We start from the raw sequence: 25,361 nt of genomic DNA on the forward strand, positions 1-25,361 counted from the left end.
GTGAAAGGGGTGAAGAACCCATTGTGCCGGCTGCGCCTTTCAGTCGCTACTAACGCGGATGGCGTCCTGGCCAAAGAAAGCGGCCCGTGGGCCGCCAGGAATGGTCGGGGCCGGTTCAGCGCGCGTCGATGGCGCGGCCGATGGGTGTGTCGTAGCGCGGCGTGCCCGTGGGCGTGCCGACAGGTTGGCGCGCCAGCGCGGGGCTGGCGGCGGGTTGCGTACGCTGCGCCTGCCGGTACAACCCTTCCACACGCGGGATGTTGGCCTGCAGCTGGCGGATGCGGTCGGGTCCGCTGGGGTGGCTGCTGAGGAAGCTGGTGCCGCCCTGGCGCTTGCTGGCGGCCATCATCTTGTTCCACAGGCTGACGCTGGCATCGGGGTCGTAGGCGCCGCGCGCGGCCACCTCCAGGCCCACCAGGTCGGCCTCGGTCTCGTCGTCGCGGCTGTATTTAAGGCTCAGCAGCTGGGTGCCGATGTTGGCGCCCAGCTCGCCCAGCTGCCCCAGCCCGAACAATGAGGCCGCCACCGACAGCCCCAGCCCGGTGGCCTGTGTCTTGGCGATGCGTTCGCGCGCGTGCTCGCGCAGCGCGTGGGCCATTTCGTGGCCCATGATCATGGCGACTTCATGGTCGCTCAGCTTCAGCTGGTCGAGGATGCCGCTGAAGAAGGCGATCTTGCCGCCGGGCATGCAGTAGGCGTTGATCTGCTGGCTGCCGATGAGGTTCACCTCCCAGCGCCAGCCGCGGGCGCGGTCGTTCCACTGCGCGGTGTGCGGGATCAGCCGGCTGGCAATGCTGCGCAGGCGGCGCACCTGGGGGTGGTTGTCGGGGCCCAGCGCGCGCTGGGCGCGGGCCTGGGCCATCAGCTCGCTGTATTCCTTTGCGAGGCCTGTTCCAAGGCCTCGGCCGGCACCAGGGTGCGCAGCGACGACGAGCGCCCCACGTCCACCTGCCCCAGCACCGGCGCCGCCGCAGCGCTGCCGGCGGCCAGCAGGAAGGCGCGGCGCGGCGACCACATCGAACGGCCCGCGGGCTGGCGGGGGCGGGCGAGAGCGAAGTCTTGGCGTTGCAGATCCAGCACATGGCGGGTGAATAATGAGGCCGATGAGGATGGTCAAGATAACGCAGCCGGGCACCGGCCGGATGGCGCGCGCGGCGCAAACGGGTGCAGGCCTTGTCTGACAGCGCCAATCCCGCCACCACCGCGGCGGCGCCCAAGCCGTCGTGGATCGACACGGTCAAGGTCTACCTGCAGCCGGCCAGCCTGCGCATGCTGGCGCTGGGCTTTTCGGCCGGGCTGCCGCTGCTGCTGGTGCTGGGCACGCTGTCGTTCCGCCTGCGCGAGGCGGGCATCGACCGCAGCACCATCGGCTACCTCAGCTGGGTGGGGCTGGCCTACGGCTTCAAGTGGGCCTGGGCGCCGCTGGTGGACCGTGTGCCGCTGCCGGGGCTGACGCGCCTGCTGGGCCGGCGGCGCAGCTGGCTGCTGCTGGCGCAGCTGGGCGTGGCGGCGGGGCTGGTGGGCATGGCGCTGGCCGATCCGCGCGTGTCGCTCACGGCCGTGGTGTGGTGCGCGCTGGCGGTAGCCTTTGCCTCGGCCACGCAGGACATCGCGCTGGACGCCTACCGCATCGAATCGGCCCCGACCGAGCAGCAGCCCGCGCTGGCGGCCACCTACCAGACGGGTTACCGCCTGGCCATGATCTGGGCCGGCGCCGGCGTGCTGTGGCTGGCCGCGCGGGCACAGGGCGGCGCGGCGGGTTACGACAACCACGCCTGGCAGGTGGCGTACTTCGTGATGGCTGCCAGCATGGCGCTGGGCGTGCTGACGGTGCTGGTCTCGCCCGAGCCGGCGCCGTTGCCGCTGCCGGCGGCGCGCAGCGCGCAGGAGTGGGTGCAGAGCGCGCTGGTGGCGCCGTTTGCCGACTTTTTCCGCCGCTACAAGTGGCAGGCGGCGCTGATCCTGGCGCTGATCGCGGTGTACCGCATCAGCGACGTGGTGATGGGCATCATGGCCAACCCGTTCTATGTGGACATGGGCTACACCAAGGACGAGGTGGCGGCGGTGACCAAGATCTACGGCGTCATCATGACGCTGGTGGGCGCCTTCGTGGGCGGATCGCTGTCGCTGCGCTTCGGCGTGATGCGCATCCTGATGCTGGGCGCGGTGCTGAGCGCGCTGACCAACCTGCTGTTCGCCTGGCTGGCAGGCCATGGTCACAGCGTGTCGGCGCTGATTGCCGTGGTGTCGGCCGACAACCTGGCCAGCGGCATTGCCTCGGCGGCGTTCGTGGGGTATCTGAGCAGCCTGACCAACATCAGCTACTCGGCCACGCAGTACGCGCTGTTCTCGTCGCTGATGCTGATGCTGCCGAAGTTCGTGGCGGGCTTCTCGGGCGACTACGTCAACGCCTTCGGCTACGCGGGCTTCTTCACCAGCACCGCGCTGCTGGGGTTGCCGGTGCTGGTGCTGGTGGCGCTGGCGGCGCGGGCGCAGCGGGTAAGTTCAAAGCCAAAACCGGCCTGAGCGCAAGTGTGCCGGGCGCGGGTAGCTATATTTTGTATAGTTGATTGCTGGGCCGAGCGGCGCGCGGTTTACCTATCTTTACCCCCGGTTCAAGCGCGCACTGCACCGGCGCCCCATCATGATCGGCTGGACGGCGCCAGCGCGCCCGGCCGCTGAAAGGAGCCCATGAGCACCCACCACCTGCTGATGATCGAAGACGACACCCGCCTGGCCGCCATGGTGGGCGAGTACCTGACGCAATCCGGCTTCACGGTGACGCACATGGCCGACGGCGAATCGGGCCTGGCGGCGCTGCAGGACAAGGCGGTCGACCTGGTGATCCTCGACCTCATGCTGCCCGACATCGACGGCCTGGAGGTGTGCCGCCGCATTCGCGCGCTGCCCGGCCCGGTGGCGCGCGTGCCGGTGCTGATGCTGACCGCCAAGGGCGACCCGATGGACCGAATCGTCGGCCTGGAGCTGGGCGCCGACGACTACCTGCCCAAGCCGTTCGAGCCGCGCGAGCTGCTGGCACGCATCCGTGCCGTGCTGCGCCGCCACCAGCCGGGCGCCGCGCCCGAGGCCCAGGTGCTGCGCTTCGGCACGCTGGAGATCGACCGCGATGCGCGCGTCGTCACCGTGGGCGGCCAGCCGGCCGAGCTGACAAGCTACCAGTTCGACCTGCTGGTGACGCTGGCCGAGCGCGCCGGCCGCGTGCTGACGCGCGACCAGATCATGGAGGCCGTGCGCGGGCGCGAGCTGGAGGCCTTCGACCGCTCGATCGACGTGCACATGGGCCGCATCCGCGCCGCCATCGAGGCCGACGTGAAGAACCCCAAGCGCATCCTGACGGTGCGCGGCGTGGGCTACGTCTTCGCCAAGCAGCAGGATTGAGCACGGTGACGGATGTTATTGAATTGATAGTGGATTGCGCTTGATACACAAGGATTCCAAGAGAAAAACCTGAAATCAAGCAATGACGAGCGCAAGCAGCTATGTTTTTGATGTGATGATGCCGCTCAACCCCGCGCCGCCCGGCGCCGCGCGGCTGAGCGCCCGCACAGAGCCCCGCCGTGAAACCCGCCAACCCCATCGCCCGCAAGCTGTACCTGCGCATCTGGCTCGCCGTGGCCGGCAGCGTGGCGCTGCTCAGCCTGCTGGTCGGCTGGGCCTGGCACCAGGCCGAGGAGCAGCGCGACCGCCAGCCGCCCACGCCGCGCGAGGTGGTGGTGCGCAACGCCGCGGGCGACGTCATCGGCAGCGCCGAGGCGCAACCGCGCCGCGTGCCGGGGCAGGGCTTCGAGTTCGTCGTCACCCTCGAAGACGGCGAGGTGCTGACCCTGCAGATGCCGCCGCGCAACCGCACCGCGGCCGGCGGCCGCCCGCGCCGCGGCAGCGATCATCCGCTGGCCTGGCTGCGCCCGCCCTACGGCTTCTGGTGGACGCTGGGGCTGGCGGGGCTGGGCGTGATGATCGGCGTGTTCCCCGTCGCGCGCCGGCTGACGCAGCGGCTGGAAGGCCTGCAGCGCGGCGTGCAGCGCTGGGGCGAGGGCGACCTGTCGGTGCGCCTGCCCGAAGGCGGGCACGACGAGGTGGCCGACCTGTCGCGCCGCTTCAACGCCGCCGCCGAGCGCGTGCAAAGCCTGATGGCGTCGCAGGCCGCACTGCTGCAGTCGCAGAAGTCGCTGCTGGCCAACGCCTCGCACGAGCTGCGCTCGCCGCTGGCGCGCATCCGCATGGCGATCGAGCTGGTGGGCGCGCAGGGCTCGCCCACTGCGCGCGCCGAGATCCAGCGCAACATCGCCGAGCTGGACCAGCTGGTGGACGAAATCCTGCTGGCCAGCCGGCTGGACGCGCGCGAAGCCGACATGGGCACCGTCGAGCCGGTCGACCTGATCGGCCTGGTGGCCGAGGAAAGCGCCCGCGTGGGCGCCGCGCTGGAGGTGCCCGACGGCAGCGGCGACATCATCGTGCCCGGCGTGGCCAAGCTGCTGCGCCGGGCCGTGCGCAACCTGCTGGAGAACGCCGCCCGCCACGGCAGCGCCGGCCAGGTCAGCGCCGGGTTGTCGCTGGCCGATGGCCACGCCGAGCTGCACGTGGACGACCGCGGCCCCGGCGTGCCTGAGGCGCAGCGCGAGCGCATCTTCGAGCCCTTCTACCGCCTGCCCGGCGCCAGCGAGCGCGACGGCGGCGTCGGTCTGGGCCTGGCGCTGGTGCGCTCCATCGCGGTGCGGCACGGCGGCAGCGCCCATTGCGACAACCGCCCGGGCGGCGGCGCGCGCTTCACGTTGCGCTTGCCCGTGGTCAAGAGCACCCCTGAGCAGTCACAAAACGTAAGAAAGAACACTTTGTTCTTGTTTTGTGTCATGGACTCCCGCGAACAGGGGAGTGTCGCAGCGTTGCGTGCTGTGTAGAGTTGTATCTTGAAGCTGTCACGCTGCATATGGGCTCGGCGCGCAAGCGCCGCCAAACACACAACAAGAAACGACTCCGGTCCGGAAACCGCCCTCACGGGCGGTTTTTTGGCCCGCACGCCGCCCTGGGCCCGCGGGCGCGCCACCTACAATTGCCCGCCATGCCGCAGTTCCCCATGGTTCGCTGGGCTGCCCTGTTGTGGGGTTTGCCACTTTCTGGCCCGTGGGCCTGAACTACACCGCCTTTGTCGCCCTGGTGGCGGCCATGCTGTGGCAAGGCGATCTGCGTGCGCGCTTCGAACAGCTGCGCCAGCAGCCCAACTGGTGGCCCAGCCTGCTGTTTCTGGGCTGGGGCGGGCTGATCCTGCTGCTGGGCCCGCGCTACGCAGAAACCGCCTCCAACGCCCTGCACGCGCTGCGCATCGTGCTGATGCTGTGGCTGGTGCTGGCACTCACGGCTGAGGAAGCCGTGTGGGCGGTGCGCGGCTTCGTTCTGGGCCTGGTCGTCAGCCTGCTGCTGGTGGGGCTGCACCTGCTGGTGGGCCTGCCGCCCAGCCTGGTCTGGGACAGCATCGTGCGCTACGGCGGCAACAAGTCGCTGGCCAACGCCGTGCTGATGGCGCTGGCCGCCGTCAGCGGGCTGCTGGTGGCGCCGTGGCTGACGGGCCGTGCGCGGGTGGCGGCGATCGCCCTGTCGCTGGGCGCGCTGGGGGTGCTGCTGACCACGCTGTATTCACGCACCGCCTGGCTGATCGTGCTGGTGGCGGCGGCTGCCGGCGTGCTGCACCAACTGCGCGCGCAACGCCAGCGCCAGCTGTTGGCGCTGGCCGTGGCCGTGGCGCTGACGCTGTCGATCGGGCTGCTGACGCCCGGCGTCAAGGATCGGCTGGTGCTGGGGGTCGACGAGATCGTCAGCGCCCACCAGGGCGAGGCGGTGGGCATCGGCAGCAGCTGGGGCATCCGCTACCGGCTGTACGAGAAGACGCTGGACATGATCCACGAGCGCCCGCTGACGGGCTGGGGCATCGGTGCCTGGAACGACCAGTGGCGCCAGCGCGTGGACGCCACGCTGGCGGTCTCGAACATGCCGCACAACGACTTCCTGTGGATGGGTGCGCAGGCGGGCGTGCCGGGCGCGCTGCTGCTGCTGCTGATGGTGGCGGCCGGCCTGCCGCGCGCCTGGCAGCGGCATGACCTGAGTGGACGGCTGGGCGTGGTGGCGCTGCTCACCCTGCTGGTAGCGCTGGCCACCAATTCGGCGCTGCGCGACGCCTCGATCGGCCTGGCGCTGTGGTTCGTGGTGCTGGTGTGGCAGCGGCTGTCGACCGAGCCTTCGGAGCGGTGGACGCAGGCGCTGGCCGCGCCGCGCCGTGACGCCGCGTTAGCTTAAAAGGTCCGGTCAGCTCAGTGGCCGTGCGCCACCGCCTCGCCCGCCTTGAGGCGGTAGACGGTGCCGCAGTACGGGCACTTGGCTTCGCCGCCGTGCGACAGGTTGAGGAACACGCGCGGGTGCGTGTTCCACAGCGCCATGCCGGCCTTGGGGTTGGGGCAGAAGGTTTCGCCGGCCGGGGTCAGGTCCTTGGCCAGCAGCTCGACGGCTTGGGGCGCAGTCATGGCGTGCTCCTTCAGACCTTGGCCAGCCAGTGCGCGTATGTCGCGTTCTTGCCGTTCACGATGTCGAAGAACGCGTTCTGCACCTTCTCGGTCACCGGGCCGCGCTGGCCGGCGCCGATCTGCACGCGGTCGAGTTCGCGGATGGGCGTCACCTCGGCCGCCGTGCCGGTGAAGAACATCTCGTCGGCGATGTAGCACTCGTCGCGCGTGATGCGTTTCTGCACCACCTCGACACCCAGGTCCTTGGCGATGTGCAGCACCGTGTTGCGGGTGATGCCGTTCAGCGCACCGGCCGACAGGTCGGGCGTGTAGATTACGCCGTCCTTGACGAGGAACACGTTCTCGCCCGCGCCTTCGCTCACGAAGCCGGCCGAGTCGAGCAGCAGGGCCTCGTCGTAGCCGTCGTCCAGTGCCTCCATGTTGGCCAGGATCGAGTTGCTGTAGTTGCTCACCGCCTTGGCCTGCGTCATGGTGATGTTGACGTGGTGGCGGGTGTAGCTGCTGGTCTTGACGCGGATGCCTTTCTTGAGGCCCTCTTCGCCCAGGTAGGCGCCCCAGGCCCAGGCGGCGACCATCACGTGGATGGTGTTGCCCTTGGGGCTGACGCCGAGCTTCTCGGAGCCGATCCACACCAGCGGGCGGATGTAGCAGCTCTCCAGCGTGTTCGCGCGCACCACTTCCTTCTGCGCCTCGTTCACCTGCTCCTGCGAGAACGGCATCGGCATGCGCAGGATCTTGGCGCTGTTGAACAGGCGCTGCGTGTGCTCCTCCAGGCGGAAGATGGCGGTGCCGTTCACCGTGTTGTAGGCGCGTACCCCTCGAAAGCGCCGCAGCCGTAGTGCAGCGTGTGCGTCAGCACGTGGATCTTGGCGTCGCGCCAGTCGACCAGCTGGCCGTCGAGCCAGATCTTGCCGTCGCGGTCGGCCATGGAGAGGGGGCAGTGCTCATGGGAAAGGTCCTGATGTCAGCGGTGAACCGCCGGGCCGGACGTGTGCAGCCTGCCGGCTCGGCGCAAAAGATCAATTCTAAGACTCGGCGCCGGGCGCGGGCAGGGGCGGGGCCGCGTCGGGCTCGCTGGGCACCGGCGGGCGCTGCAGCTGCCAACGCAGCAGGCGGCCGCCCTCAAACTCGGTGGTGACGTGCGAATCACCGGGATCGCGCCAGCGGTACACCTCGGGCTCGGCGCCCTCGGCCGACAGGCGCTCGCCCAGCGAGCGCGTGAGCGCGATCACGTTCAGCAGCGGCATGCGGGGTTTGAGCTTGGCGTTCAGCATCACGGCGCTGCCGACGTAGCCGATGGGCCGGTCGGCGGCGCGCTTCATGATGGTCATGATGCGCGTGTAGTACAGCAGGAACCACAGCAGCAGGCCGCTGAACAGCAGGGCCAGCCCTGCGCCGCCGCCGGCCCGCCAGGCCATCGCGCCCAGTGCGATGGCGGCCATGAAGGTGAGAATGCGTTGCCACGTCATGGGGGCTGATTGTCGCAAACGCTCCACCTGGCCTGGTTCACAAGCCAAATCGGCCTGCAGGCGTCTTGTAGAAAGCGCAGGAAGCTATTATTAAAATAGCATTCAGCGCGCCGCCTGGCGGGCCTGCTGCAGCCAGCTGTCGAACAGCGTCTGGTGCGCTTTGATCCAGCCGTCGGTGTGGCGCTCGATGTCGCGCTCGGTGTTCTGGCCGTCGTTCATGGCGTTGTTCTGCGCCGTGATGTCGCCCACCGGCAGCTTCATCACCTGGAACAGCTTCTTGGCCGCAGGGTTGGCGTCGATGAAGGCGCGGTTGGCCACGATGCGCTGGTTGTTGATGACCGAGCCGTAGTTGCGGCCGTTGGGCAGCGCCGTGTCCTGCCCCGCCTGCGCGCCCGGCATGGCCGAGAACGGCACCTGCAGCCAGGTCACGTCCTGTCCCGGCACCATGACCGAGCTGACCCAGTACGGCGTCCAGGTGAAATAGAACACCGGCTGCCCGGCCTTGAAGCGCTGAATGACGTCGGCGATCAGCGCCGAGTAGTTGCCGCTGACGTGGGTCACGGTGTCGCGCAGCTTGTAGGCCGTCAGTTGCGCCTCGATCTGGGCCTCGCAGCCCCAGCCGGGGTGCAGCCCGTCAGGTCGGCCTTGCCGTCGCCGTCGACGTCGAACAGCCTGGCGATGGCCGGGTCGGCCAGCTGGCTCAGGTTGGTGATGCCGTGCGCGTCGGCGGTTTTCTTGTCGACCAGATAGCCCTGGATGGCGCCGCCGGAGTAGGTGTTGTCGCGCCACAGCCTGGCCTCGCCGCCGGAGTTGTGGAAGTAGTTGTCGTGCAGCGGATCCCAGTGCGTGGCCAGGAAGGTGGCGTCGCCGTTGGCCAGCGCCAGGTGGCCGGTGGCGTATTCCACCTCGCGGATCGGCTTGACGTCGTAGCCCAGCTGCGTCAGCGCCTTCATGACCAGCAGGGTCTGGAAGGTTTCCTCGGCGATCGAGCTCTTGATGGGCTGCACCGTGACGCCCTGGCCGGGCAGTGGCGGGTCGGCGGCCAGGGCGGGCGCGGTCAGCGCCAGCGCGCAGGCGGACAGCGCGGCGGTAGCGAGGCGGCGCAGGATGGCCGCGGGGCGGGAGGGGTTGAGAACAGTGTGGGTCATGGAGTGGTTCCTTGGGTGATGGCTGATGACCGCGCCTGGCGGCGCATGATCTCGGCCTGCGGCCTTCGATGACGGCGCCCATGGCGCCATGAATTCAGTCATGCGCCCGCAGGGCGCGTCATCGAAGGCAAAGCCGAGGTCATGGCGCGCCAGCGCCGGTCATTCGTCATGCTTCAGGCGGCGGCGGTTTGCGGTGTGGGCGAGGTGGCGGGCTGTGGGCGCGCACCACCCAGCAGCCGGCGCAGCAGGCCGATGGGGCCGCGCTGGTGCCAGGCGGCGCCGTGGCGTTCGGTGCGGGTCAGCGCCTGCGTCAGGCGGTCCAGCACGATGGCCAGAATCACGATGCCCAGGCCGCCCACGGTGGCCAGGCCCATGTCGAGCCGGCCGATGCCGCGCAGCACCATCAGGCCCAGGCCGCCGACGGCGATCATCGAGGCGATGACGACCATCGACAGGCTCAGCATCAGCGCCTGGTTGATGCCGGCCATGATCGACGGCATGGCCAGCGGCAGCTGCACGCGCGTCAGCAGTTGCCAGGGCGAGGCGCCGTAGGCCTGCGCGGCCTCGATCAGGTCGGGCCGCACCTGGCGGATGCCCAGGTTGGTGAGGCGCACGAGCGGCGGCAGCGCGAAGATGATGGTGACGATGACGCCCGGCACGTTGCCGATGCCGAACAGCATCACCACCGGCACCAGGTAGACGAAGGCCGGCGTGGTCTGCATGGCGTCCAGCAGCGGGCGCACCAGCTGGTTGGCGCGGTCGCTGCGCGCCAGCCAGATGCCCAGCGGCAGGCCGATCAGCACGCAGAAGAACAGCGCGGTGAGCACCAGCGACAGCGTGGTCATCGATTCGCCCCAGATGCCCAGCAGGCCCAGCCCCAGCAGCGAGGCCAGCGTGGCCACGGCCAGCCGCCCGCCGGCGATCTGCCAGGCCAGCAGCGACAGGATGCCGATCATCACCAGCGTGGGCGGGTACAGCAGCACGGCCTCCACGCCCGACAGCAGCGCATCCACCGGCTGGCGCATCACTTGGAAGGCGGGGCGGAACTGGTCGACGAACCAGCCCAGCGCCTGGTTGATCCAGGCCTGCACCGGCAGCGCGCCGTCGAACCAGCGGGCGATGGCGCTGGTGGCCTCGGCGGCGTCGGCGGCCGCGCCGGGCAGGGCGTCGGAGGCCGAGAGCAGGCCGTCGCCCGTCGCGGTTACGTCGCGAGTCACCGCTTCGGGGCCACCCAGCCATTCGGGGTTGGCGTCGCTGGGCGGGGCCTGGTAGGGGTCCTGAAACTCGGTGGGTGTCTGCGCGGCGGTGACATCGCGCGTCACGGCGGCGGGGCCGCCCAGCCACTCGGGGTTGGCGTCGGTGGGCGGGGCTTGGTAGGGGTCGATGAAGTTCGTTGTAGTGCTCATGAGGTTTCTCTGGCGTCAATGACGTCGCTGTGCTCCATGACTTCGGCTTCGCCTTCGATGACGGCGCTTCGCGCCATGACGGTGTGGTCATGCGCCCGCAGGGCGCGTCATCGATGGCCGCAGGCCGAGGTCATGCGCTCGTCAGGGCGCGGTCATGCGACGGCGGCTTCGGCCGGGGCGGCTTCAGGCAGCGGGTTGCCGTCGGCGTCGGTGTAGGGGTCGAGGAAGGTGAGCAGCCGGTTCTTGCTGACGGTGCCGATGAAGCGCCCGTCCTCGGCCACCACCGGCAGCGGCGCCGGCTGCGCCACCATCAGGCGGTACAGCTCGGTGATCGGCGTGTCGGCCGGCACCGGCTCCACGGCGGGCACAAAGGCGTGCGTCAGCCCCAGCGGGCCGTCATGCCCGTGCAGCGCCTTGCGCAGCGAATCGGCCGACACGGCGCCCAGGTAGCGGTGGCGCGGATCGACCACGTAGGCCCATTCGCGGTCCTGGTCCTGCAGGCGTTTGAGCGCCGGGCGGCAGCCGCGCGTGGGGCTTTCGGAGACTTCCACTTGCGTCTTGCGGGCGATGTCACCGGCCTTGAACACGGCCGCCTGGTCCACGCCGCGCACGAACTGGCGCACGTAGTCGTCGGCCGGCTGGCGCAGGATTTCCTCCGGCGTGCCCACCTGCACCACCTGGCCGTCCTTCATGATGGCCACGCGGTCGCCGATGCGCATGGCCTCGTCCAGGTCGTGCGAGATGAAGACGATGGTGCGGCGCTTGACCTGCTGCAGGCGCAGCAGCTCGTCCTGCATCTCGGTGCGGATGATGGGGTCGAGGGCCGAGAAGGCCTCGTCCATCAGCAGGATCGACGGGTCGGCCGCCAGCGCGCGCGCCAGGCCCACGCGTTGCTGCATGCCGCCCGACAGTTCGTCGGGGTAGCTGGCGGCCCACACGGCCAGGCCCACCTGCTCCAGCGCGGCACGGGCGGCGGCCTCGCGTTCGCCCAGCGGCACGCCGGCCAGCTCCAGCCCGAAGGCGGTGTTCTGCAGCACCGTCAAATGCGGCAGCAGCGCGAACGACTGGAACACCATGCTGATGTGCTTGCGGCGGAAGTCGCGCAGTTGCTTGTCGTTGTATTGCGCGATGTCCTCGCCGTCGACCACGATGCGGCCGACCGTCGGCTCGATCAGGCGGTTGAACATGCGCACCAGGGTCGATTTGCCCGAGCCCGACAGGCCCATGACGACGAAGATTTCGCCCGGCTCGATGGTGAAACTGGCGTCGAACACGCCGATCGACTGCCCGGTCTGGGCCACGATGTCCTGCTTGGCGACGCCCTGGCGTGCCAGGTCCAGCGCGCGTTCGGGTGCGTCGCCAAACACCTTGAACAGGTGCTCGATCACGATTTGCTTGGCCACGGGGTTCCTCCGGTTCTTCAGGGCAACCGGGCCGCGGCAGGAATGCTTCGAGGACGACGCCAATGACGCCGACAACGGGAGGCTGTGCGAATGCCGGGGCCTGGTTGCGGGTAATGGGTGATGTCGCGGGCTCCGCCAGGAACCCGCGCGGTGGGCGATGTGCGGCGTGGCGCGCGCAGCAAGTCCACCTGAGGAAGGGCGATCAAGCCGCCCCAGAAAGCCGGGGTGACAAGGCGGGCGGGCCGCTGCACCGGGGCTTGGAAAGTCGGGCATTATAACTCAATGAGCATGAAGACCGCGCGGCGCTGCGGTGTTCGGTAATGAAGCGCGGTGCCGGCACGCGTGGCCAAGGGCGCGCCCGGCGGTGTGTGGTGCCAGGGTGTGGCGCGGGTTTTGACGGGGGACTTGTTGAATTTCCTTGATTATTAAAATAGCCTTTAGCGCCCGCATGACGGGCGCCAGCAGCTTCTGTATTGATACTGGAACACCGCGCCAAATGGATGTCGCTTGTTTTGGCACCCAAGCCGTGCAAGACAGCTGCTGCGGGCGGCTGGCGCGGGCCCATGCGGATGCGGCGCGGCCGCGGGGTGTGCGAACATCGCTTTTTGTGCCTGTTGGCCCTGCTTACACAGAAAGGTGACTTCCTCATGAAACGCATTGCTTCTCGTCGTCTGGCGGTTGGTGCCCTGGCCGCCGTGGCCGCGCTGGTGGCCGCGCCCTGGGCCCACGCGCAGGTCAAGACCGTTGGCATCACCGCCATCGTCGACCACCCCGCGCTCGATTCGGTGCGCAAGGGCGTGCAGGACGAGCTGAAGGCGCTGGGCTGGGAAGAGAGCAAGAACCTGCGGGTGGCCTACCAGAGCGCGCAGGGCAACACCGCCACCGCGGGCCAGATCGCGCGCAAGTTCGCCGGCGACAAGGTGGACGCCATCGTTGCCATCGCCACGCCCAGCGCCCAGGCCGCCGTGGCCGCCACCAAGAACATCCCGGTCGTCTTCACCGCCGTGACCGACCCGGTGGCCGCCAAGCTGGTGAAGGACTGGCAGCCCTCCGGCACCAACGTGACCGGCGTCTCCGACGCGCTGCCGCTGGCCGCGCAGATGGACCTGCTGCTGAAGGTGAAGCCCGGCGCCAAGCGCGTGGGCTACGTCTACAGCCCGGGCGAGGTCAACTCCACCATCGTGCTGAAGGATCTGAAGGCCGAGCTGCAAAAGCGCGGCATGACCGTGGCCGAGGCCGCCGCGCCGCGCACGGTGGACATCCCCAGCGCCGCCAAGAGCCTGGTGGGCAAGGTGGACGTGATCTACACCACCACCGACAACAACGTGGTGTCGGCCTACGAATCGATGGTGCGCGTGGCGCAGGAGGCCAAGCTGCCGCTGGTGGCCGCCGACACCGACTCGGTCAAGCGCGGCGCCACCGCCGCCCTGGGCATGAACTACTACGACCTGGGCCGCCAGACCGGCAAGATCGTCGACCGCATCCTGAAGGGCACCAAGCCGGGCGAGATCGCCCCGAGGTGGGCGCCAAGATGTCGCTGATGGTGAACCCCGGCGCGGCCGAGAAGCAGGGCATCACGCTGCCGGAGAGCCTGATCAAGGAAGCCGCCGACGTGGTGAAGTGACGCCGGCGAAATAAAATCGCGTGTTTGACACCGGCGCCCGCGTGGCGCCGGTGCTGTTTTCAGGGAGCGCTCTGCCCATGTCCATGCTTTCGCTGATGGGCGCGCTGGAAATCGGTCTCATCTTCGCGCTGGTGGCGCTGGGGGTGTGGATCTCGTTCCGCGTGCTCGACTTTCCCGACCTCACGGCCGACGGCAGCTTTCCGCTGGGCGGCGCGGTGGCGGCCGTGCTCATCGTGGGCGGCTGGAACCCTGGCTGGCCTGCGGCGTGGCGGCGCTGGCCGGCGCGGGCGCGGGCCTGGTCACCGGCTGGCTGAACGTGCGGCTGAACATCCTGCAGCTGCTGGCGTCGATCCTGACCATGATCGCGCTGTACTCGATCAACCTGCGCATCATGGGCGCGCCCAACGTGCCGCTGCTGGGCGAGCCGACGGTGTTCGCGCCCTTCGTGGGCGAAGGCAGCGCCTACTGGGTGCAGCCGCTGGTGCTGGCCGTGATCGTGCTGGCGGTGAAGCTGGCGCTGGACTGGTTCTTCGCCTCGCAGACCGGGCTGGCGCTGCGCGCCACCGGCGCCAACCCGCGCATGGCGCGCGCGCAGGGCATCCCGACCGGGCGGCTGACGATGGGCGGCATGGCGCTGTCGAACGCGCTGATCGCGCTGGGCGGCGCGCTGTACGTGCAGACGCAGGGCGGCTCCGACATCTCGATGGGCCTGGGCACCATCGTCATCGGCCTGGCGGCGGTCATCATCGGCGAGACGCTGATGCCCAGCCGCGCGCTCATCATCATCACCCTGGCCACGGTGGTGGGCGCGGTGCTGTACCGCCTGTTCATCGCGCTGGCGCTGCAGGCCGACTTCATTGGCCTGCAGGCGCAGGATTTGAACCTGATCACTGCCGTGCTGGTGGGTGTGGCGCTGGTGCTGCCCAAGCTGAAGGCCGCTGCGCCGCAAGCCGGTACCGACGGGAGGCCGCCCATGATGGAGCTGCGCGGTCTGCACAAGACCTTCAACCCCGGCACGCCGATCGAGAACCCGGCGCTGCGCGGCGTCAGCCTGAACATCGCGGCGGGCGAGTTCGTCACCGTCATCGGCAGCAACGGCTCGGGCAAGTCGACCACGCTCAACGCCATCAGCGGCGATTTGATGGTGGACGACGGCCAGATCGTCATCGACGGCCGCGACGTGACCAAGCTGAACGCCTGGCAGCGCGCCGGCCTGGTGGCGCGCGTGTTCCAGGACCCGATGGCCGGCACCTGCGAGGCGCTCAGCATCGAGGAGAACCTGGCCCTGGCCTGGCAGCGCGGCCAGCGCCGCGGCCTGGGCCGCGCCGTGCGGCCCGAGCTGCGCACGCTGTTCCGCGAGCGGCTGGCGCACCTGAACCTGGGGCTGGAAAACCGCCTGGGCGACCGCATGGGCCTGCTCTCGGGCGGGCAGCGCCAGGCCGTCAGCCTGCTGATGGCGGCGCTGCGCCCCTCGCGCATGCTGCTGCTGGACGAACACACCGCTGCGCTCGACCCCAAGACGGCGGCCTTTGTGCTGCAGCTGACCGACCAGATCGTGGCCGAGAACCAGCTGACCACGCTGATGGTCACGCACTCGATGCGCCAGGCGCTGGACCACGGCACGCGCACCGTGATGCTGCACCAGGGGCAGGTGGTGCTCGACGTATCGGGCGACGAGCGCGCCCGCATGGACGTGCCCGACCTACTGGCGATGTTCGAGCGCACGCGCGGCGAGAAGGTGAGCGACGACGCGTTGCTGCTGGGGTGAGTGGCGGATACTCCCTGTATGGATGGTCTGTGGCGCTTGTTGGATGGGCGCTGGAAGCCGATACTCCCATATAAAGCAATGCTCTGAGCATGGGTGCCCTGCCTGCCTGCCCCTGTGGGAGCGGGCTTGCCCGCGATAAACCTTGAGTCAGGGCGAAAGGCTGCCATCGCGGGCAAGCCCGCTCCCACAAGGCTTGGAGCCGCTGAGTGGTCAGAGGCTGGATCGGCGCCCGTTCAATCCAGCCCGCGCACCAGCGCCATCGCCTCATCCACGCGCTCCACGGCGTGGATGGTCAGCCCTCGAACGCCTTGTCCGCCTTCTTCGGCGCGTTGGCCTTGGGCACCACGGCCACGCTGAAGCCCAGCTTGGCCGCCTCCTTCAACCGCTCCTGCCCGCGCGGCGCCGGGCGCACCTCGCCGGCCAGGCCGACTTCGCCGAAGGCGATGAAGCCCTTGGGCAGCGCCTTGCCGCGCAGCGACGAGGTGATGGCCAGCATCACCGCCAGGTCGGCCGCCGGCTCGCTGATGCGCACGCCGCCGACGGCGTTGACGAACACGTCCTGATCGCCCGTGGCCACGCCCGCGTGCTGGTGCAACACCGCCAGCAGCATGGCCAGGCGGTCGCGCTCCAGCCCCACCGACAGGCGCCGCGGGCTCACGCCGCCCGAATCGACCAGCGCCTGGATCTCCACCAGCATCGGCCGCGTGCCCTCCAGCGTGACCAGCACGCACGATCCGGGCACCGGCTGCGCGTGCTGGCTCAGGAAGATCGCGCTGGGGTTGCTCACGCCCTTCAGCCCGCGCTCGGTCATGGCGAACACGCCGATCTCGTTGACGGCGCCAAAGCGGTTCTTGATGGCGCGGATCAGGCGGAAGCTGCTGTGCGTGTCGCCCTCGAAGTACAGCACCGTGTCCACCATGTGCTCCAACACGCGCGGGCCGGCCAGCTGGCCGTCCTTGGTCACGTGGCCCACCAGCACGATGGCGCAGCCGCTCGACTTGGCCCAGCGCGTGAGGTGCGCCGCGCACTCGCGCACCTGCGCCACGCTGCCGGGCGCGCTGGTGAGCTGGTCTGAGTAGACGGTCTGGATCGAGTCGATCACCGCCACGGCAGGCTGCTGCGCGGCGAGGGTGGCGATGATCTTCTCCAGCTGGATTTCGGCCAGCACGCTGACCTGCGAGCCGGTGATGCCCAGCCGCCGCGCGCGCAGCGCCACCTGTGCACCGCTTTCCTCGCCGGTGACGTACAGCGCCGGCAAGCCGCTGCGCTGCAAGGCATCCACGGCCTGCAGCAGCAGCGTCGATTTGCCGATGCCCGGATCGCCGCCGATCAGTACCACGCCGCCTTCGACGATGCCGCCGCCCAGCACGCGGTCCAGCTCACCCTGGCCGGTGGGCGTGCGGGCCACGTCCACCGCCTCGATGGCGGCCAGCGGGCGCACTTCGCTCGACGGCGCCAGCGCCGCGAAGGCCGCGCCCATGCGGTTCTTGCCGCTGGCGGGCGTTTCGGCCACCGTCTCCACCAGCGAATTCCACGCCCCGCACGACGGGCACTTGCCCAGCCAGCGCGGCGTGGTGGCGCCGCAGTCGTTGCAGGTGTAGAGGGTCTTGTCTTTCGCCATGGCGGTGATCGTAAGAGGTTTGTGGCTCATCAATTGATAGCTGCCAGCGCTTGTCTTGCCTTGATTTCGGATTGAAATGACTTGAATCTGTTGCATGGCATGCGCAAGGCGCTATCATTTTTGGTGCCAGCGGTGCTGCCGGGCGCCGCCGCAAACCGTTACCATGCGCCACCTTTCGTGAAAGGGCTGCCGCCATGTCCACCACCACCGTCACCGATCCCTCCACCGGCCAGCCGGTGTCCAAGAACCGCCTGCTCGTCACCTCGGGCCTGGGCTGGATGTTCGACGCCATGGACGTCGGCCTGCTGTCCTTCATCCTCGCCGCGCTCAAGCTGGACTGGGGCCTGACGGCCGGGCAGATGGGCTGGCTGGGCGCGGTCAACTCCATCGGCATGGCCGTGGGCGCGGTGATGTTCGGCATGATGGCCGACCGCATCGGCCGCAAGCACGTGTTCGTCATCACGCTGCTGCTGTTCGCCATCGCCAGCGGTCTCTCCGCCTTCGCCACCACGCTGACGGTGCTGTTCGTGCTGCGCTTTTTCATCGGCATGGGGCTGGGCGGCGAGCTGCCGGTGGCCAGCACCTACGTGTCCGAGCGCGTGCCCGCGCATGAGCGCGGCCGCATCGTGGTGCTGCTGGAAAGCTTCTGGGCGCTGGGCTGGATTCTGGCGGCGCTGATTGCCTACTTCGTCATGCCGCGCTTCGCGCCCGACATGGGCTGGCGCGTGGCGCTGATCCTGGGCGCGCTGCCGGCCATCTACGCCCTGTACCTGCGCCGCAAGTTGCCCGACGACAAGCCCACCGCCCCGCCCTCCGCTGGCCTGCCGTGGACGGCGCGCCTGGCCCGCCTGTGGTCGGCCGAGCACAGCCGCAACACGCTGATGCTGTGGATCCTGTGGTTCACCGTGGTGTTCTCGTACTACGGCATGTTCCTGTGGCTGCCCAGCGTGATGATCGGCAAGGGCTTCGCGCTGATCAAGAGCTTCGAATACGTGCTGCTGATGACGCTGGCGCAGTTGCCCGGCTACTTCACCGCCGCCTGGCTGATCGAGCGCATGGGCCGCAAGTTCGTGCTGGTGGTGTACCTGCTGGGCACGGCGGCCAGCGCCTGGGCTTTCGGCAACGCCGAGACGCAGGGTGGGCTGCTGCTGTTCGGCGCGCTGCTGTCGTTCTTCAACCTGGGTGCCTGGGGCGCGCTGTACGCCTATTCGCCCGAGAACTACCCGGCCGAAATCCGCGCCAGCGGCGTGGGCACGGCGGCCGGCGTGGGCCGCGTGGGCGGCATCCTGGGGCCGCTGGCCATCCCCTTCCTGGGCGCGCAGGGCTGGAGCACCGGCGCCATCTTCGCGCTGTTCGCCGTCACCATCGCCATCGGCGCCGCGGCCGTGGCGCTGCTGGGGCGCGAGACCAAGGGGCAGGTGGCCTGACGGCCCGCATAGCCGCGCGGCCCGTGCGTCCCTAGAATGGGCCGCATGCAACATCTGTCCTGGTGCTACGTCAGCACGGCCACGCCGGCCTTCGACCCGGCGCGGCTGGACGACCTGTACGCCCAGGGGCGCGCGTTCAACGCGCCGCGCCGGGTCAGCGGCGTGCTGCTCTTCTGCAATGGCCGCTTCTGCCAGCTCATCGAAGGCCCGGCCGCGAGCATGGAAGAGGTGATCGGGCGCGTGCAGAGCAGCAGCCTGCACACCGACCTGCTCACGCTGCACCGCGAGCCGATCACGCTGCCGGTGTTCCCGTCGTGGTCGCTCGGCACCGCCAGCGACTGGCGCGGCCAGCGCATGCCGCACGATCTCGACAGCGGGCGCTTCGGCTTTCACCCCCACCCAGCGCGCCGCCTGCCGTGTGCTCACGCGCTTCATCGACTGGGAAGAAGCCGGCGCGGCGCAGGACTTCACGCCGACGCGGTATTGAGGCGTTTGCGGCAGGCGCGCGCGGTCAGCCCTTGTCGAAGCCCCGCGCCAGCGCCTGCGTGATCTCCGTCGCCGAGCCGGTGCGGCAGCCACTGGCGTTCTGCCCGCTCCACAGCGGCGTGAAGTCGGTGCGGCCGGCCTGCTCGGCCGCCGCGCGCAGCGGGCCGATGGCGTTGGTGGCCAGCGGAAAGGCCGGCGCCACCGCGCCCAGCCCGGTGCTGAAATGCTCGGCATCGGCGTTGCCCAACTCGCGCATCAGGCGGTTGACGATGCCGCGCGCCGGCCGGCCGGTGAACAGGTTGGTCAGCGCCGTGTGGCGCGCTGCGGCGCTTTGCAGCGCGGCGCGGTGCAGCGGGCTGGTGAGCGCCTCGTCGCTGCACAGGTAGGCTGTGCCCACCTGCACACCCGCCGCGCCCAGCGCCATGGCGGCGCGCACGCCCGCCGCGTCGGCGATGCCACCGGCGGCGATCACCGGCACGGTCACGGCATTCATGATCTGCGGCAGCAGGGCGAAGGTGCCCATCTGCTCGCTCAGATCCATGCTCAGGAAGTGCCCGCGGTGTCCGCCGGCCTCCAGGCCCTGGGCGATCACGGCATCGGCGCCATGCTCCTGAAGCCATAGCGCCTCGCGCACGGTGGTGGCCGACGACATCACGAAAGCGCCCCAGGCCTTGACGCGCGCCAGCAGCTCGGGCGCGGGCAGGCCGAAGTGGAAGCTCACCACGGTGGGCTTGAACTCTTCCAGCAGATCGGCCGCCTCGGCGCTGAAGGGCAGGCGCCCCGGCCCGCTCGGGATCGTCGCCATGTCCAGCCCCAACTCGTCGTAATAGGGCTTCAGCGCCGCGCGCCAGGCCGCGTCGCGCGCCGCATCGGGCGCGGGCGGCTGGTGGCAGAAGAAATTCACGTTGTACGGCCGCCCGCTGGCGCGCAGCTTTTCCAGCTCGGCGCGCAGCGCATCGGGCGCCAGCATGGCGCAGGGCAGCGAGCCCAGCCCGCCGGCCGCGCCCACGGCCAGCGCCATGGCGCTGCCTTGCGCGCCCGCCATGGGGGCCTGGATGAGGGGCAGTCGAATCTTCAGTCGGTCGGCAAAGGTGTTCATGGACGGATTGTGGGCTGGGATCAAAGGGGCTTGCAACCCTTCGATTTATTTAATACATTAAATAAATGCCCAAGCCCGCCCGCTTCCGCCACCGCAACCTGCCGCTGCTGCTGCTGAAGGCGCGCGAGGCCGTGATGCAGCACCGCCGCCCCATGCTGCGCGCGCATGGGCTGTCGGACCAGCAGTGGCGCGTGTTGCGCGTGCTGGCCGAGCCGGCGCACGCCGAGGGGCTGGACACCGGCCGCCTGGCGCGCGAGTCGCACCTGCTCGGCCCCAGCCTGACCGGCATGCTGGCGCGCATGGAAGCCGCCGGCCTGGTGCAGCGCGCGCGCAGCGCCGAGGACGCGCGCCGCAGCGTGGTCAGCGCCACCGACGAGGGGCTGGCGCTGGCCGCCGCGCTGCGCGCCGATATCGAGGCGCAGTACCAGGACCTCGAAACCCACATGAGCCAGCCCAAGCTGGCGCAGCTCTACGCCCTGCTGGACGAGTTGATCGCCCTGCACCCGACCGAAGAAGAGGAGACAGAAGCCATGCAAGACCACGCAGGCATGCGCCTGACGGAGACCGCGGCATGAGCGCCGCCCCTGCACGCTGGCTACCCGCCGGCACCGTGTACGGCACGCTGCTGAACTTCCGCCGCGAGTGGGATCTGTGGGCGCCGAAGATGACCGAGGCGCCGTACAAGGCCGCGCCCAAGGCGCCCGTGCTGTACGTGAAGACTGCCAACACCTTCACGCCCTGCGGCGCCGACATCGCCGTGCCGGGCGAGGTGGAGGTGGGGGCGGCGCTTGGTCTGGTGATCGGTGATTTTGAGCCAAATTTGCCCCCAGCGCTTGATGGACAAGCGCAAGCAGCTATCAATAAAAGAGTGACGGGCTGCGTGCTGCTGGCCGACCTGAGCCTGCCGCATCCCAGCTACTACCGCCCGCCGATCAAGTTTCGCAACCGCGACGGCTTCCTGGGCTGCGGCCCGGCAAGCGTGCCGCTGGCGCTGGCCGATATCGCTGCGCTGAAGCTGGAAGTGCGCGTGAATGGCCAAGCGATGCAGACCGTCGACCTCTCGACCTTGGTGCGCGACGCCGCCACGCTGCTGGCCGACGTGGGCGAGTTCATGACGCTGCAACCCGGCGACGTGCTGATGCTCGGCACCGACTGCCTGCCCGATGGCGCGCGCCCGCGCGCCAGGGCCGGCGACCGCATCGAGATCAGCGCGCCGGGCTTCGCGCCGCTTCACCACACTTTGATCGCGGAGGCCACATGAAACACGCCCGCATCGCCTGGGCCGGCGCGGTCCACCATGCCATCGAGCGCGATGGAAAACTCGAACTGCAGACACCCGCCTTCAAGGGCCGCCTGCTGAACTTCGATGCAGTCGGGTGGCTGCCGCCGCTGGCCGACATGCCGCTGCACCGCCCGCGCACCGTGCTGGCGCTGGCCATCAACTACGCCGACCATGCGCGCGAGCTGGCCTTCAAACCGCCCGAGGAGCCGCTGGCCTTCGCCAAGGGCGCGGCCTCGTTGATCGGCCACCAGGCTTTCACCGTGCGGCCCGACAGCGTGCAGAACATGCACTACGAGTGCGAGCTGGCCGTGGTGATCGGCCGCGAGGCGAAGCACGTGAGGAAGGGCGACGCCTACGACTTCGTGCGCGGCTACACCGTGGCGAACGACTACGCCATCCGCGACTACCTCGAGAACTGGTACCGCCCCAACCTGCGCGTGAAGAACCGCGACACCTGCACGCCCATCGGCCCCTGGCTGGTGGATGCGGCCGACGTGGCCGACCCGATGAATCTGAAGCTGCGCACCACCGTCAACGGCCAGGTCACGCAGCAGGGCAGCACGGCCGACATGGTGTTCGACGTGCCCACGCTGATCGAGTACTTCAGCAGCTTCATGACGCTGTACCCCGGCGATTTGATCCTGACCGGCACGCCCGATGGCGTGGTTGATTGCCCGGTGGGCTCGGCCGTCGTGACCGAGGTCGAGGGCATCGGCGCACTCACGAACACCATCGTCGCCCCCGCGCGATGAAGCCAGAAATACCGGACGCAGAGGACGCAAAGTTACGCAGAGGACGCAGAAGATTCAAAACTCTTGTTCGGATTCTTCTGCGTCCTCTGCGAAATCTCTGCGTCCTCTGCGTACTTGACTCCTTTTCCTTGATCCCTGGAGCCCCCAATGCAAAAGATTGACCACCTCATCGACGGCAAGGCCGTCCCCGGCACCGACTACTTCGAGACAGTGAACCCCGCCACGCAAGGCGTGCTGGCCGAAGTGGCCGCCGGTGGCGCGGATGAAGTCAACGCCGCCGTCGCCGCCGCCAAAGCCGCCTTCCCGGCCTGGGCCGGCCTGCCCGCCACCGAGCGCGCGAAGAAGATGCGCGCCTTGGGCGAACTGATTGCGAAGCATGTGCCCGAGCTCTCGAAGACCGAGACCGACGACACCGGCCAGACCATCAGCCAGACCGGCAAGCAGCTGGTGCCGCGCGCGGCCGACAACTTCCATTACTTCGCCGAGATGTGCACGCGCGTGGACGGCCACACCTACCCCACGCCCACGCACCTGAACTACACGCTGTTCCACCCGGTCGGCGTGTGCGCGCTCATCAGCCCGTGGAACGTGCCCTTCATGACCGCGACGTGGAAGGTCGCGCCGTGCCTCGCCTTCGGCAACACCGCGGTGCTGAAGATGAGCGAGCTGTCGCCCATGACCGCCGCGCGCCTGGGCGAGCTGGCGCTGGAAGCCGGCATCCCCGCCGGCGTGCTGAACGTGGTGCACGGCTTCGGAAAGGAGACCGGCGAGCCGCTGTGTGCGCACCCCGACGTGCGCGCCATTTCGTTTACCGGCTCCACCGCCACCGGCAACCGCATCGTCAAGACCGCGGGCCTGAAGAAGTTCAGCATGGAGCTGGGCGGCAAGAGCCCATTCGTGATCTTCGACGACGCCGACCTGGACCGCGCGCTCGACGCCGCGATCTTCATGATCTTCAGCAACAACGGCGAGCGCTGCACCGCCGGCAGCCGCATCCTGGTGCAGCAAAGCATCTACGCCGACTTCGCCGCCAAGTTTGCCGAGCGTGCCAAGAAAATCACCGTAGGCGACCCGCAGGATGAGAAGACCATCATCGGCCCGATGATCAGCCAGGGCCACCTGGCCAAGGTGCGCAGCTACATCGAACTGGGGCCGAAGGAGGGCGCCACCATGCTCTGCGGCGGCATCGAGCGCCCGAGCTACGCCGCCGAACTGCCGGAGCACGTGGCAGGCGGCAACTACGTCTGGCCCACGGTGTTCGCCGACGTCGACAACCGCATGAAGATCGCGCAGGAAGAGATCTTCGGCCCCGTGGCCTGCCTGATCCCGTTCAAGGACGAGGCGGATGCCATCGCCAAGGCCAACGACATCGAATACGGCCTGTCGAGCTACGTGTGGAGCGAAAACATCGGCCGCGCGCACCGCGTGGCCGCCGCCATCGAGGCCGGCATGTGCTTCGTCAACAGCCAGAACGTGCGCGACCTGCGCCAGCCTTTCGGCGGCACCAAGGCATCGGGCACGGGCCGCGAAGGCGGCACCTGGAGCTACGAGGTGTTTCTGGAGCCGAAGAACGTGGCGGTGTCGATGGGCAGCCACCACATCCCGCATTGGGGCGTATGACACAAACATAGTAACGCCATACAATTTCCGATATCCGTCATTCAGGAGGCCGTCATGCTGACACTTCGCTTGCCCAAGGCCCTGGAGGCCGAATTTCTGGACTACTGCGAGCGCCACGGCGTGAGCAAGACCGAGGCCGGCCTGACTGCCCTGCGGAAACTGTTGGTGGCTGAAAGGGCGCCGCTGCCGATCCCGGAAGATGACCCGCTGGTCAAGTGGATCGGCGTGATGGAAGATGGCCCGAGTACCGACGAATGGCTGCGCGCCACGCGCGGTGACGACTGGAACCGCCCGTGATCCTGGTCGACACCAATGTGCTGCTGGACGTGTTCAAGCGCGACCCAGTGTGGATGCCGTGGTCCGCGCAGCATCTGCGCCGGGGCCGCGCGCAGGGGCTGGCCATCAACATCGTGGTGTACGCGGAACTGGTGGGGCACCCCGGTTTCGACTTCGATCTGGATGCCTTTCTTGATGACCTGCAGATCTCGCTGCCCGAGATCAGCCGCACGGCTGCGCGCGATGCGGCGCTGGCCTTCCGCCGCTACCGCGAGCGGGGCGGCGCCCGAACCGGCGTGCTGCCCGACTTCTTCATCGGCGCGCAGGCGCAGACCGAAAACTGGCGCCTGCTGACCCGCGACGCCGCGCGCTACAGAACCTATTTCCCCGAACTGCAACTGATCTGCCCTTGAGGGGCACTCTGACCTGAGGAGACAAACCATGGGCCAATTAGCACTCGCCGCCAAGATCACGCACGTGCCGTCGCTTTACCTGAGCGAACTGCCGGGCGACCGCCAGGGCACGCGCCAGGACGCGATCGACGGCCACCACGAGATCGGCCGCCGCTGTCGCGAACTGGGCGTGGACACCATCGTTGTGTTCGACACGCACTGGCTGGTGAACGCCAACTACCACCTCAACTGCGCGCCGCATTGGGAGGGCGTGTACACCAGCAACGAGCTGCCGCACTTCATCAGCAACATGCCGTTCGCCTTCTCGGGCAACCCCGAACTGGGGCGCATCCTGGCCCAGGCGTGCAACGAGCAGGGCGTTGAAACGCTGGCGCATGACGCCACCACGCTGGCACCCGAATACGGCACGCTGGTGCCCATGCGCTACATGAACGAGGACCAGCACTTCAAGGTGGTGTCGGTGTCGGCCATGTGCACCAGCCATTACCTGAACGACAGTGCGCGCCTGGGCTGGGCGATGCGCGAGGCGGTGGAGAAGCATTACGACGGCACCGTGGCTTTCCTGGCCAGTGGCTCGCTGTCGCACCGCTTCGCGCAGAACGGGCTGGCGCCGGAGTTCGCGTTCAAGATCTGGAGTCCCTTCCTCGGCAAGCTGGATGCCGAGGTGGTCGAGATGTGGAAGAACGGCGAGTGGGCGGACTTCTGCGCCATGCTGCCCGAGTACGCGGCCAAGGGCCACGGCGAGGGTTTCATGCACGACACGGCGATGCTGCTGGGCGCGCTGGGCTGGTCGGCCTACGACGGCAAGGTGGAGGTGGTCACGCCGTACTTCGCCGCCTCGGGCACGGGGCAGATCAACGCCATCTTCCCGGTGACGAAGCAGGATGGTCATGCGGTGCCGCAGCCTGAAGCGTCGCGCGCGACGTCGTACAAGTCCTTCCCTCGTCTGTGACTTCTCCCTCCCCGCTGGGGAGGGCGGGGTGGGGCCAGCCGCGTGCCGTACGCCAGCGCTGTCGGCCCCCATCCCCGCCTTC

19 protein-coding genes and 6 pseudogenes are annotated in these 25,361 nt (G+C 68.9%); 16 read left to right on the forward strand and 9 right to left on the reverse strand.

Annotated features, from left to right (window positions below; translation table 11 throughout):
* Positions 1-115: 115 nt before the first annotated feature.
* Positions 116-1,017 (reverse strand): annotated as a pseudogene (locus H0I39_RS11565) (M48 family metallopeptidase).
* 156 nt (positions 1,018-1,173) lie between these two features.
* Here H0I39_RS11565 and H0I39_RS11570 point away from each other — a divergent pair.
* The 4 genes from H0I39_RS11570 to H0I39_RS23735 all read left to right on the forward strand — a co-directional run bounded on the left by H0I39_RS11570 (position 1,174) and on the right by H0I39_RS23735 (position 6,309).
* Positions 1,174-2,526: an AmpG family muropeptide MFS transporter gene (locus H0I39_RS11570; protein WP_180550578.1), complete on the forward strand. Its 1,353-nt coding sequence runs from the start codon at positions 1,174-1,176 to the stop codon at positions 2,524-2,526.
* Positions 2,527-2,691: 165 nt separating this feature from the next.
* Positions 2,692-3,399, forward strand: a complete 708-nt coding sequence (locus H0I39_RS11575) for a response regulator (RefSeq protein WP_180550579.1) — start codon at positions 2,692-2,694, stop codon at positions 3,397-3,399.
* A gap of 179 nt (positions 3,400-3,578) precedes the next feature.
* Complete coding sequence (locus H0I39_RS11580; protein ID WP_180550580.1) at positions 3,579-4,919, forward strand: sensor histidine kinase; 1,341 nt, start codon at positions 3,579-3,581, stop codon at positions 4,917-4,919.
* Between the two features lie 199 nt (positions 4,920-5,118).
* Positions 5,119-6,309, forward strand: coding sequence for an O-antigen ligase family protein (locus H0I39_RS23735; RefSeq protein ID WP_180550581.1), 1,191 nt, complete (start codon positions 5,119-5,121; stop codon positions 6,307-6,309).
* Positions 6,310-6,323: 14 nt separating this feature from the next.
* On the opposite strand, the gene H0I39_RS11590 is transcribed toward H0I39_RS23735, so the two are convergent.
* From H0I39_RS11590 to proV, 6 genes and pseudogenes are all read right to left on the reverse strand, one after another.
* Positions 6,324-6,533, reverse strand: coding sequence for a zinc-finger domain-containing protein (locus H0I39_RS11590; RefSeq protein WP_180550582.1), 210 nt, complete (start codon positions 6,531-6,533; stop codon positions 6,324-6,326).
* Between the two features lie 11 nt (positions 6,534-6,544).
* Positions 6,545-7,461, reverse strand: a pseudogene (locus tag H0I39_RS11595) (branched-chain amino acid transaminase).
* A 97-nt stretch (positions 7,462-7,558) separates the two neighbouring features.
* On the reverse strand, positions 7,559-8,002 hold the full coding sequence (locus H0I39_RS11600) for a glycerate kinase (RefSeq protein WP_180550583.1): 444 nt from the start codon (positions 8,000-8,002) through the stop codon (positions 7,559-7,561).
* A 102-nt stretch (positions 8,003-8,104) separates the two neighbouring features.
* Positions 8,105-9,150 (reverse strand): annotated as a pseudogene (gene proX, locus H0I39_RS11605) (glycine betaine/L-proline ABC transporter substrate-binding protein ProX).
* 173 nt (positions 9,151-9,323) lie between these two features.
* On the reverse strand, positions 9,324-10,556 hold the full coding sequence (proW, locus tag H0I39_RS11610) for a glycine betaine/L-proline ABC transporter permease ProW (RefSeq protein WP_180550584.1): 1,233 nt from the start codon (positions 10,554-10,556) through the stop codon (positions 9,324-9,326).
* Between the two features lie 152 nt (positions 10,557-10,708).
* Positions 10,709-11,959 (reverse strand): glycine betaine/L-proline ABC transporter ATP-binding protein ProV, encoded by a 1,251-nt coding sequence (proV, locus tag H0I39_RS11615; protein WP_180550585.1) that lies wholly within the window; start codon positions 11,957-11,959, stop codon positions 10,709-10,711.
* Positions 11,960-12,606: 647 nt separating this feature from the next.
* Here proV and H0I39_RS11620 point away from each other — a divergent pair.
* From H0I39_RS11620 to H0I39_RS11630, 3 genes and pseudogenes are all read left to right on the forward strand, one after another.
* Positions 12,607-13,583, forward strand: a pseudogene (locus H0I39_RS11620) (ABC transporter substrate-binding protein).
* Positions 13,584-13,660: 77 nt separating this feature from the next.
* Positions 13,661-14,508 (forward strand): annotated as a pseudogene (locus tag H0I39_RS11625) (ABC transporter permease); the annotation flags it as partial.
* A 48-nt stretch (positions 14,509-14,556) separates the two neighbouring features.
* Positions 14,557-15,351 carry an ABC transporter ATP-binding protein gene (locus tag H0I39_RS11630; RefSeq protein ID WP_180551794.1) on the forward strand — a complete coding sequence of 265 codons (795 nt, stop codon included), beginning with the start codon at positions 14,557-14,559 and terminating at the stop codon, positions 15,349-15,351.
* A gap of 233 nt (positions 15,352-15,584) precedes the next feature.
* On the opposite strand, the pseudogene radA reads toward H0I39_RS11630, so the two are convergent.
* Positions 15,585-16,972 (reverse strand): annotated as a pseudogene (gene radA / locus H0I39_RS11635) (DNA repair protein RadA).
* A 194-nt stretch (positions 16,973-17,166) separates the two neighbouring features.
* Between radA and H0I39_RS11640 the strand changes: the two are divergent.
* Together H0I39_RS11640 and H0I39_RS11645 are read left to right on the forward strand one after the other, a co-directional pair.
* Positions 17,167-18,399: an MFS transporter gene (locus H0I39_RS11640; RefSeq protein ID WP_180550586.1), complete on the forward strand. Its 1,233-nt coding sequence runs from the start codon at positions 17,167-17,169 to the stop codon at positions 18,397-18,399.
* 45 nt (positions 18,400-18,444) lie between these two features.
* Positions 18,445-18,948, forward strand: a complete 504-nt coding sequence (locus tag H0I39_RS11645) for a BLUF domain-containing protein (protein ID WP_180550587.1) — start codon at positions 18,445-18,447, stop codon at positions 18,946-18,948.
* Here H0I39_RS11645 and H0I39_RS11650 read toward each other — a convergent pair.
* On the reverse strand, positions 18,911-19,984 hold the full coding sequence (locus H0I39_RS11650) for an NAD(P)H-dependent flavin oxidoreductase (protein ID WP_180550588.1): 1,074 nt from the start codon (positions 19,982-19,984) through the stop codon (positions 18,911-18,913). The genes H0I39_RS11645 and H0I39_RS11650 overlap by 38 nt on opposite strands.
* Before the next feature lie 65 nt (positions 19,985-20,049).
* Between H0I39_RS11650 and hpaR the strand changes: the two genes are divergently transcribed.
* From hpaR to hpaD, 7 genes are all read left to right on the forward strand, one after another.
* A complete protein-coding gene (gene hpaR, locus H0I39_RS11655) occupies positions 20,050-20,559 on the forward strand; it encodes a homoprotocatechuate degradation operon regulator HpaR (RefSeq protein ID WP_180550589.1) in 510 nt (169 codons plus the stop codon).
* The gene (locus H0I39_RS11660; RefSeq protein WP_180550590.1) at positions 20,556-21,245 is read left to right on the forward strand and encodes a fumarylacetoacetate hydrolase family protein; all 690 of its coding nucleotides are present in this window, start codon (positions 20,556-20,558) and stop codon (positions 21,243-21,245) included. Before hpaR ends, H0I39_RS11660 begins: the two co-directional genes overlap by 4 nt.
* The gene (locus H0I39_RS11665) at positions 21,242-22,018 is read left to right on the forward strand and encodes a fumarylacetoacetate hydrolase family protein (RefSeq protein ID WP_180550591.1); all 777 of its coding nucleotides are present in this window, start codon (positions 21,242-21,244) and stop codon (positions 22,016-22,018) included. The genes H0I39_RS11660 and H0I39_RS11665 overlap by 4 nt, the downstream gene beginning before the upstream one ends.
* Before the next feature lie 147 nt (positions 22,019-22,165).
* Complete coding sequence (gene hpaE, locus H0I39_RS11670) at positions 22,166-23,638, forward strand: 5-carboxymethyl-2-hydroxymuconate semialdehyde dehydrogenase (protein ID WP_180550592.1); 1,473 nt, start codon at positions 22,166-22,168, stop codon at positions 23,636-23,638.
* 54 nt (positions 23,639-23,692) lie between these two features.
* Complete coding sequence (locus H0I39_RS11675; RefSeq protein ID WP_180550593.1) at positions 23,693-23,935, forward strand: hypothetical protein; 243 nt, start codon at positions 23,693-23,695, stop codon at positions 23,933-23,935.
* On the forward strand, positions 23,932-24,327 hold the full coding sequence (locus H0I39_RS11680) for a type II toxin-antitoxin system VapC family toxin (RefSeq protein WP_180550594.1): 396 nt from the start codon (positions 23,932-23,934) through the stop codon (positions 24,325-24,327). The genes H0I39_RS11675 and H0I39_RS11680 overlap by 4 nt, the downstream gene beginning before the upstream one ends.
* A 28-nt stretch (positions 24,328-24,355) precedes the next feature.
* On the forward strand, positions 24,356-25,279 hold the full coding sequence (hpaD, locus tag H0I39_RS11685; protein WP_180550595.1) for a 3,4-dihydroxyphenylacetate 2,3-dioxygenase: 924 nt from the start codon (positions 24,356-24,358) through the stop codon (positions 25,277-25,279).
* The last annotated feature ends 82 nt before the right edge of the window (positions 25,280-25,361 follow it).

The sequence above is a fragment of the Ottowia beijingensis genome (assembly GCF_013423955.1).
In the GTDB taxonomy this organism is placed as follows: domain Bacteria; phylum Pseudomonadota; class Gammaproteobacteria; order Burkholderiales; family Burkholderiaceae_C; genus Ottowia; species Ottowia beijingensis.

Excerpts from the sequence above, each read along its gene's own strand:
- H0I39_RS11630 (WP_180551794.1), top strand. The coding sequence starts at position 14,557 with ATGATGGAGCTGCGCGGTCTGCACAAGACCTTCAACCCCGGCACGCCG.
- hpaE (WP_180550592.1), top strand. The coding sequence starts at position 22,166 with ATGCAAAAGATTGACCACCTCATCGACGGCAAGGCCGTCCCCGGCACC.
- H0I39_RS11660 (WP_180550590.1), top strand. The coding sequence starts at position 20,556 with ATGAGCGCCGCCCCTGCACGCTGGCTACCCGCCGGCACCGTGTACGGC.
- H0I39_RS11590 (WP_180550582.1), bottom strand. The coding sequence starts at position 6,533 with ATGACTGCGCCCCAAGCCGTCGAGCTGCTGGCCAAGGACCTGACCCCG.
- H0I39_RS11675 (WP_180550593.1), top strand. The coding sequence starts at position 23,693 with ATGCTGACACTTCGCTTGCCCAAGGCCCTGGAGGCCGAATTTCTGGAC.
- H0I39_RS11600 (WP_180550583.1), bottom strand. The coding sequence starts at position 8,002 with ATGACGTGGCAACGCATTCTCACCTTCATGGCCGCCATCGCACTGGGC.
- H0I39_RS11640 (WP_180550586.1), top strand. The coding sequence starts at position 17,167 with ATGTCCACCACCACCGTCACCGATCCCTCCACCGGCCAGCCGGTGTCC.
- hpaR (WP_180550589.1), top strand. The coding sequence starts at position 20,050 with ATGCCCAAGCCCGCCCGCTTCCGCCACCGCAACCTGCCGCTGCTGCTG.
- H0I39_RS11645 (WP_180550587.1), top strand. The coding sequence starts at position 18,445 with ATGCAACATCTGTCCTGGTGCTACGTCAGCACGGCCACGCCGGCCTTC.
- proW (WP_180550584.1), bottom strand. The coding sequence starts at position 10,556 with ATGAGCACTACAACGAACTTCATCGACCCCTACCAAGCCCCGCCCACC.
- H0I39_RS11650 (WP_180550588.1), bottom strand. The coding sequence starts at position 19,984 with ATGAACACCTTTGCCGACCGACTGAAGATTCGACTGCCCCTCATCCAG.
- H0I39_RS11575 (WP_180550579.1), top strand. The coding sequence starts at position 2,692 with ATGAGCACCCACCACCTGCTGATGATCGAAGACGACACCCGCCTGGCC.
- hpaD (WP_180550595.1), top strand. The coding sequence starts at position 24,356 with ATGGGCCAATTAGCACTCGCCGCCAAGATCACGCACGTGCCGTCGCTT.
- H0I39_RS11665 (WP_180550591.1), top strand. The coding sequence starts at position 21,242 with ATGAAACACGCCCGCATCGCCTGGGCCGGCGCGGTCCACCATGCCATC.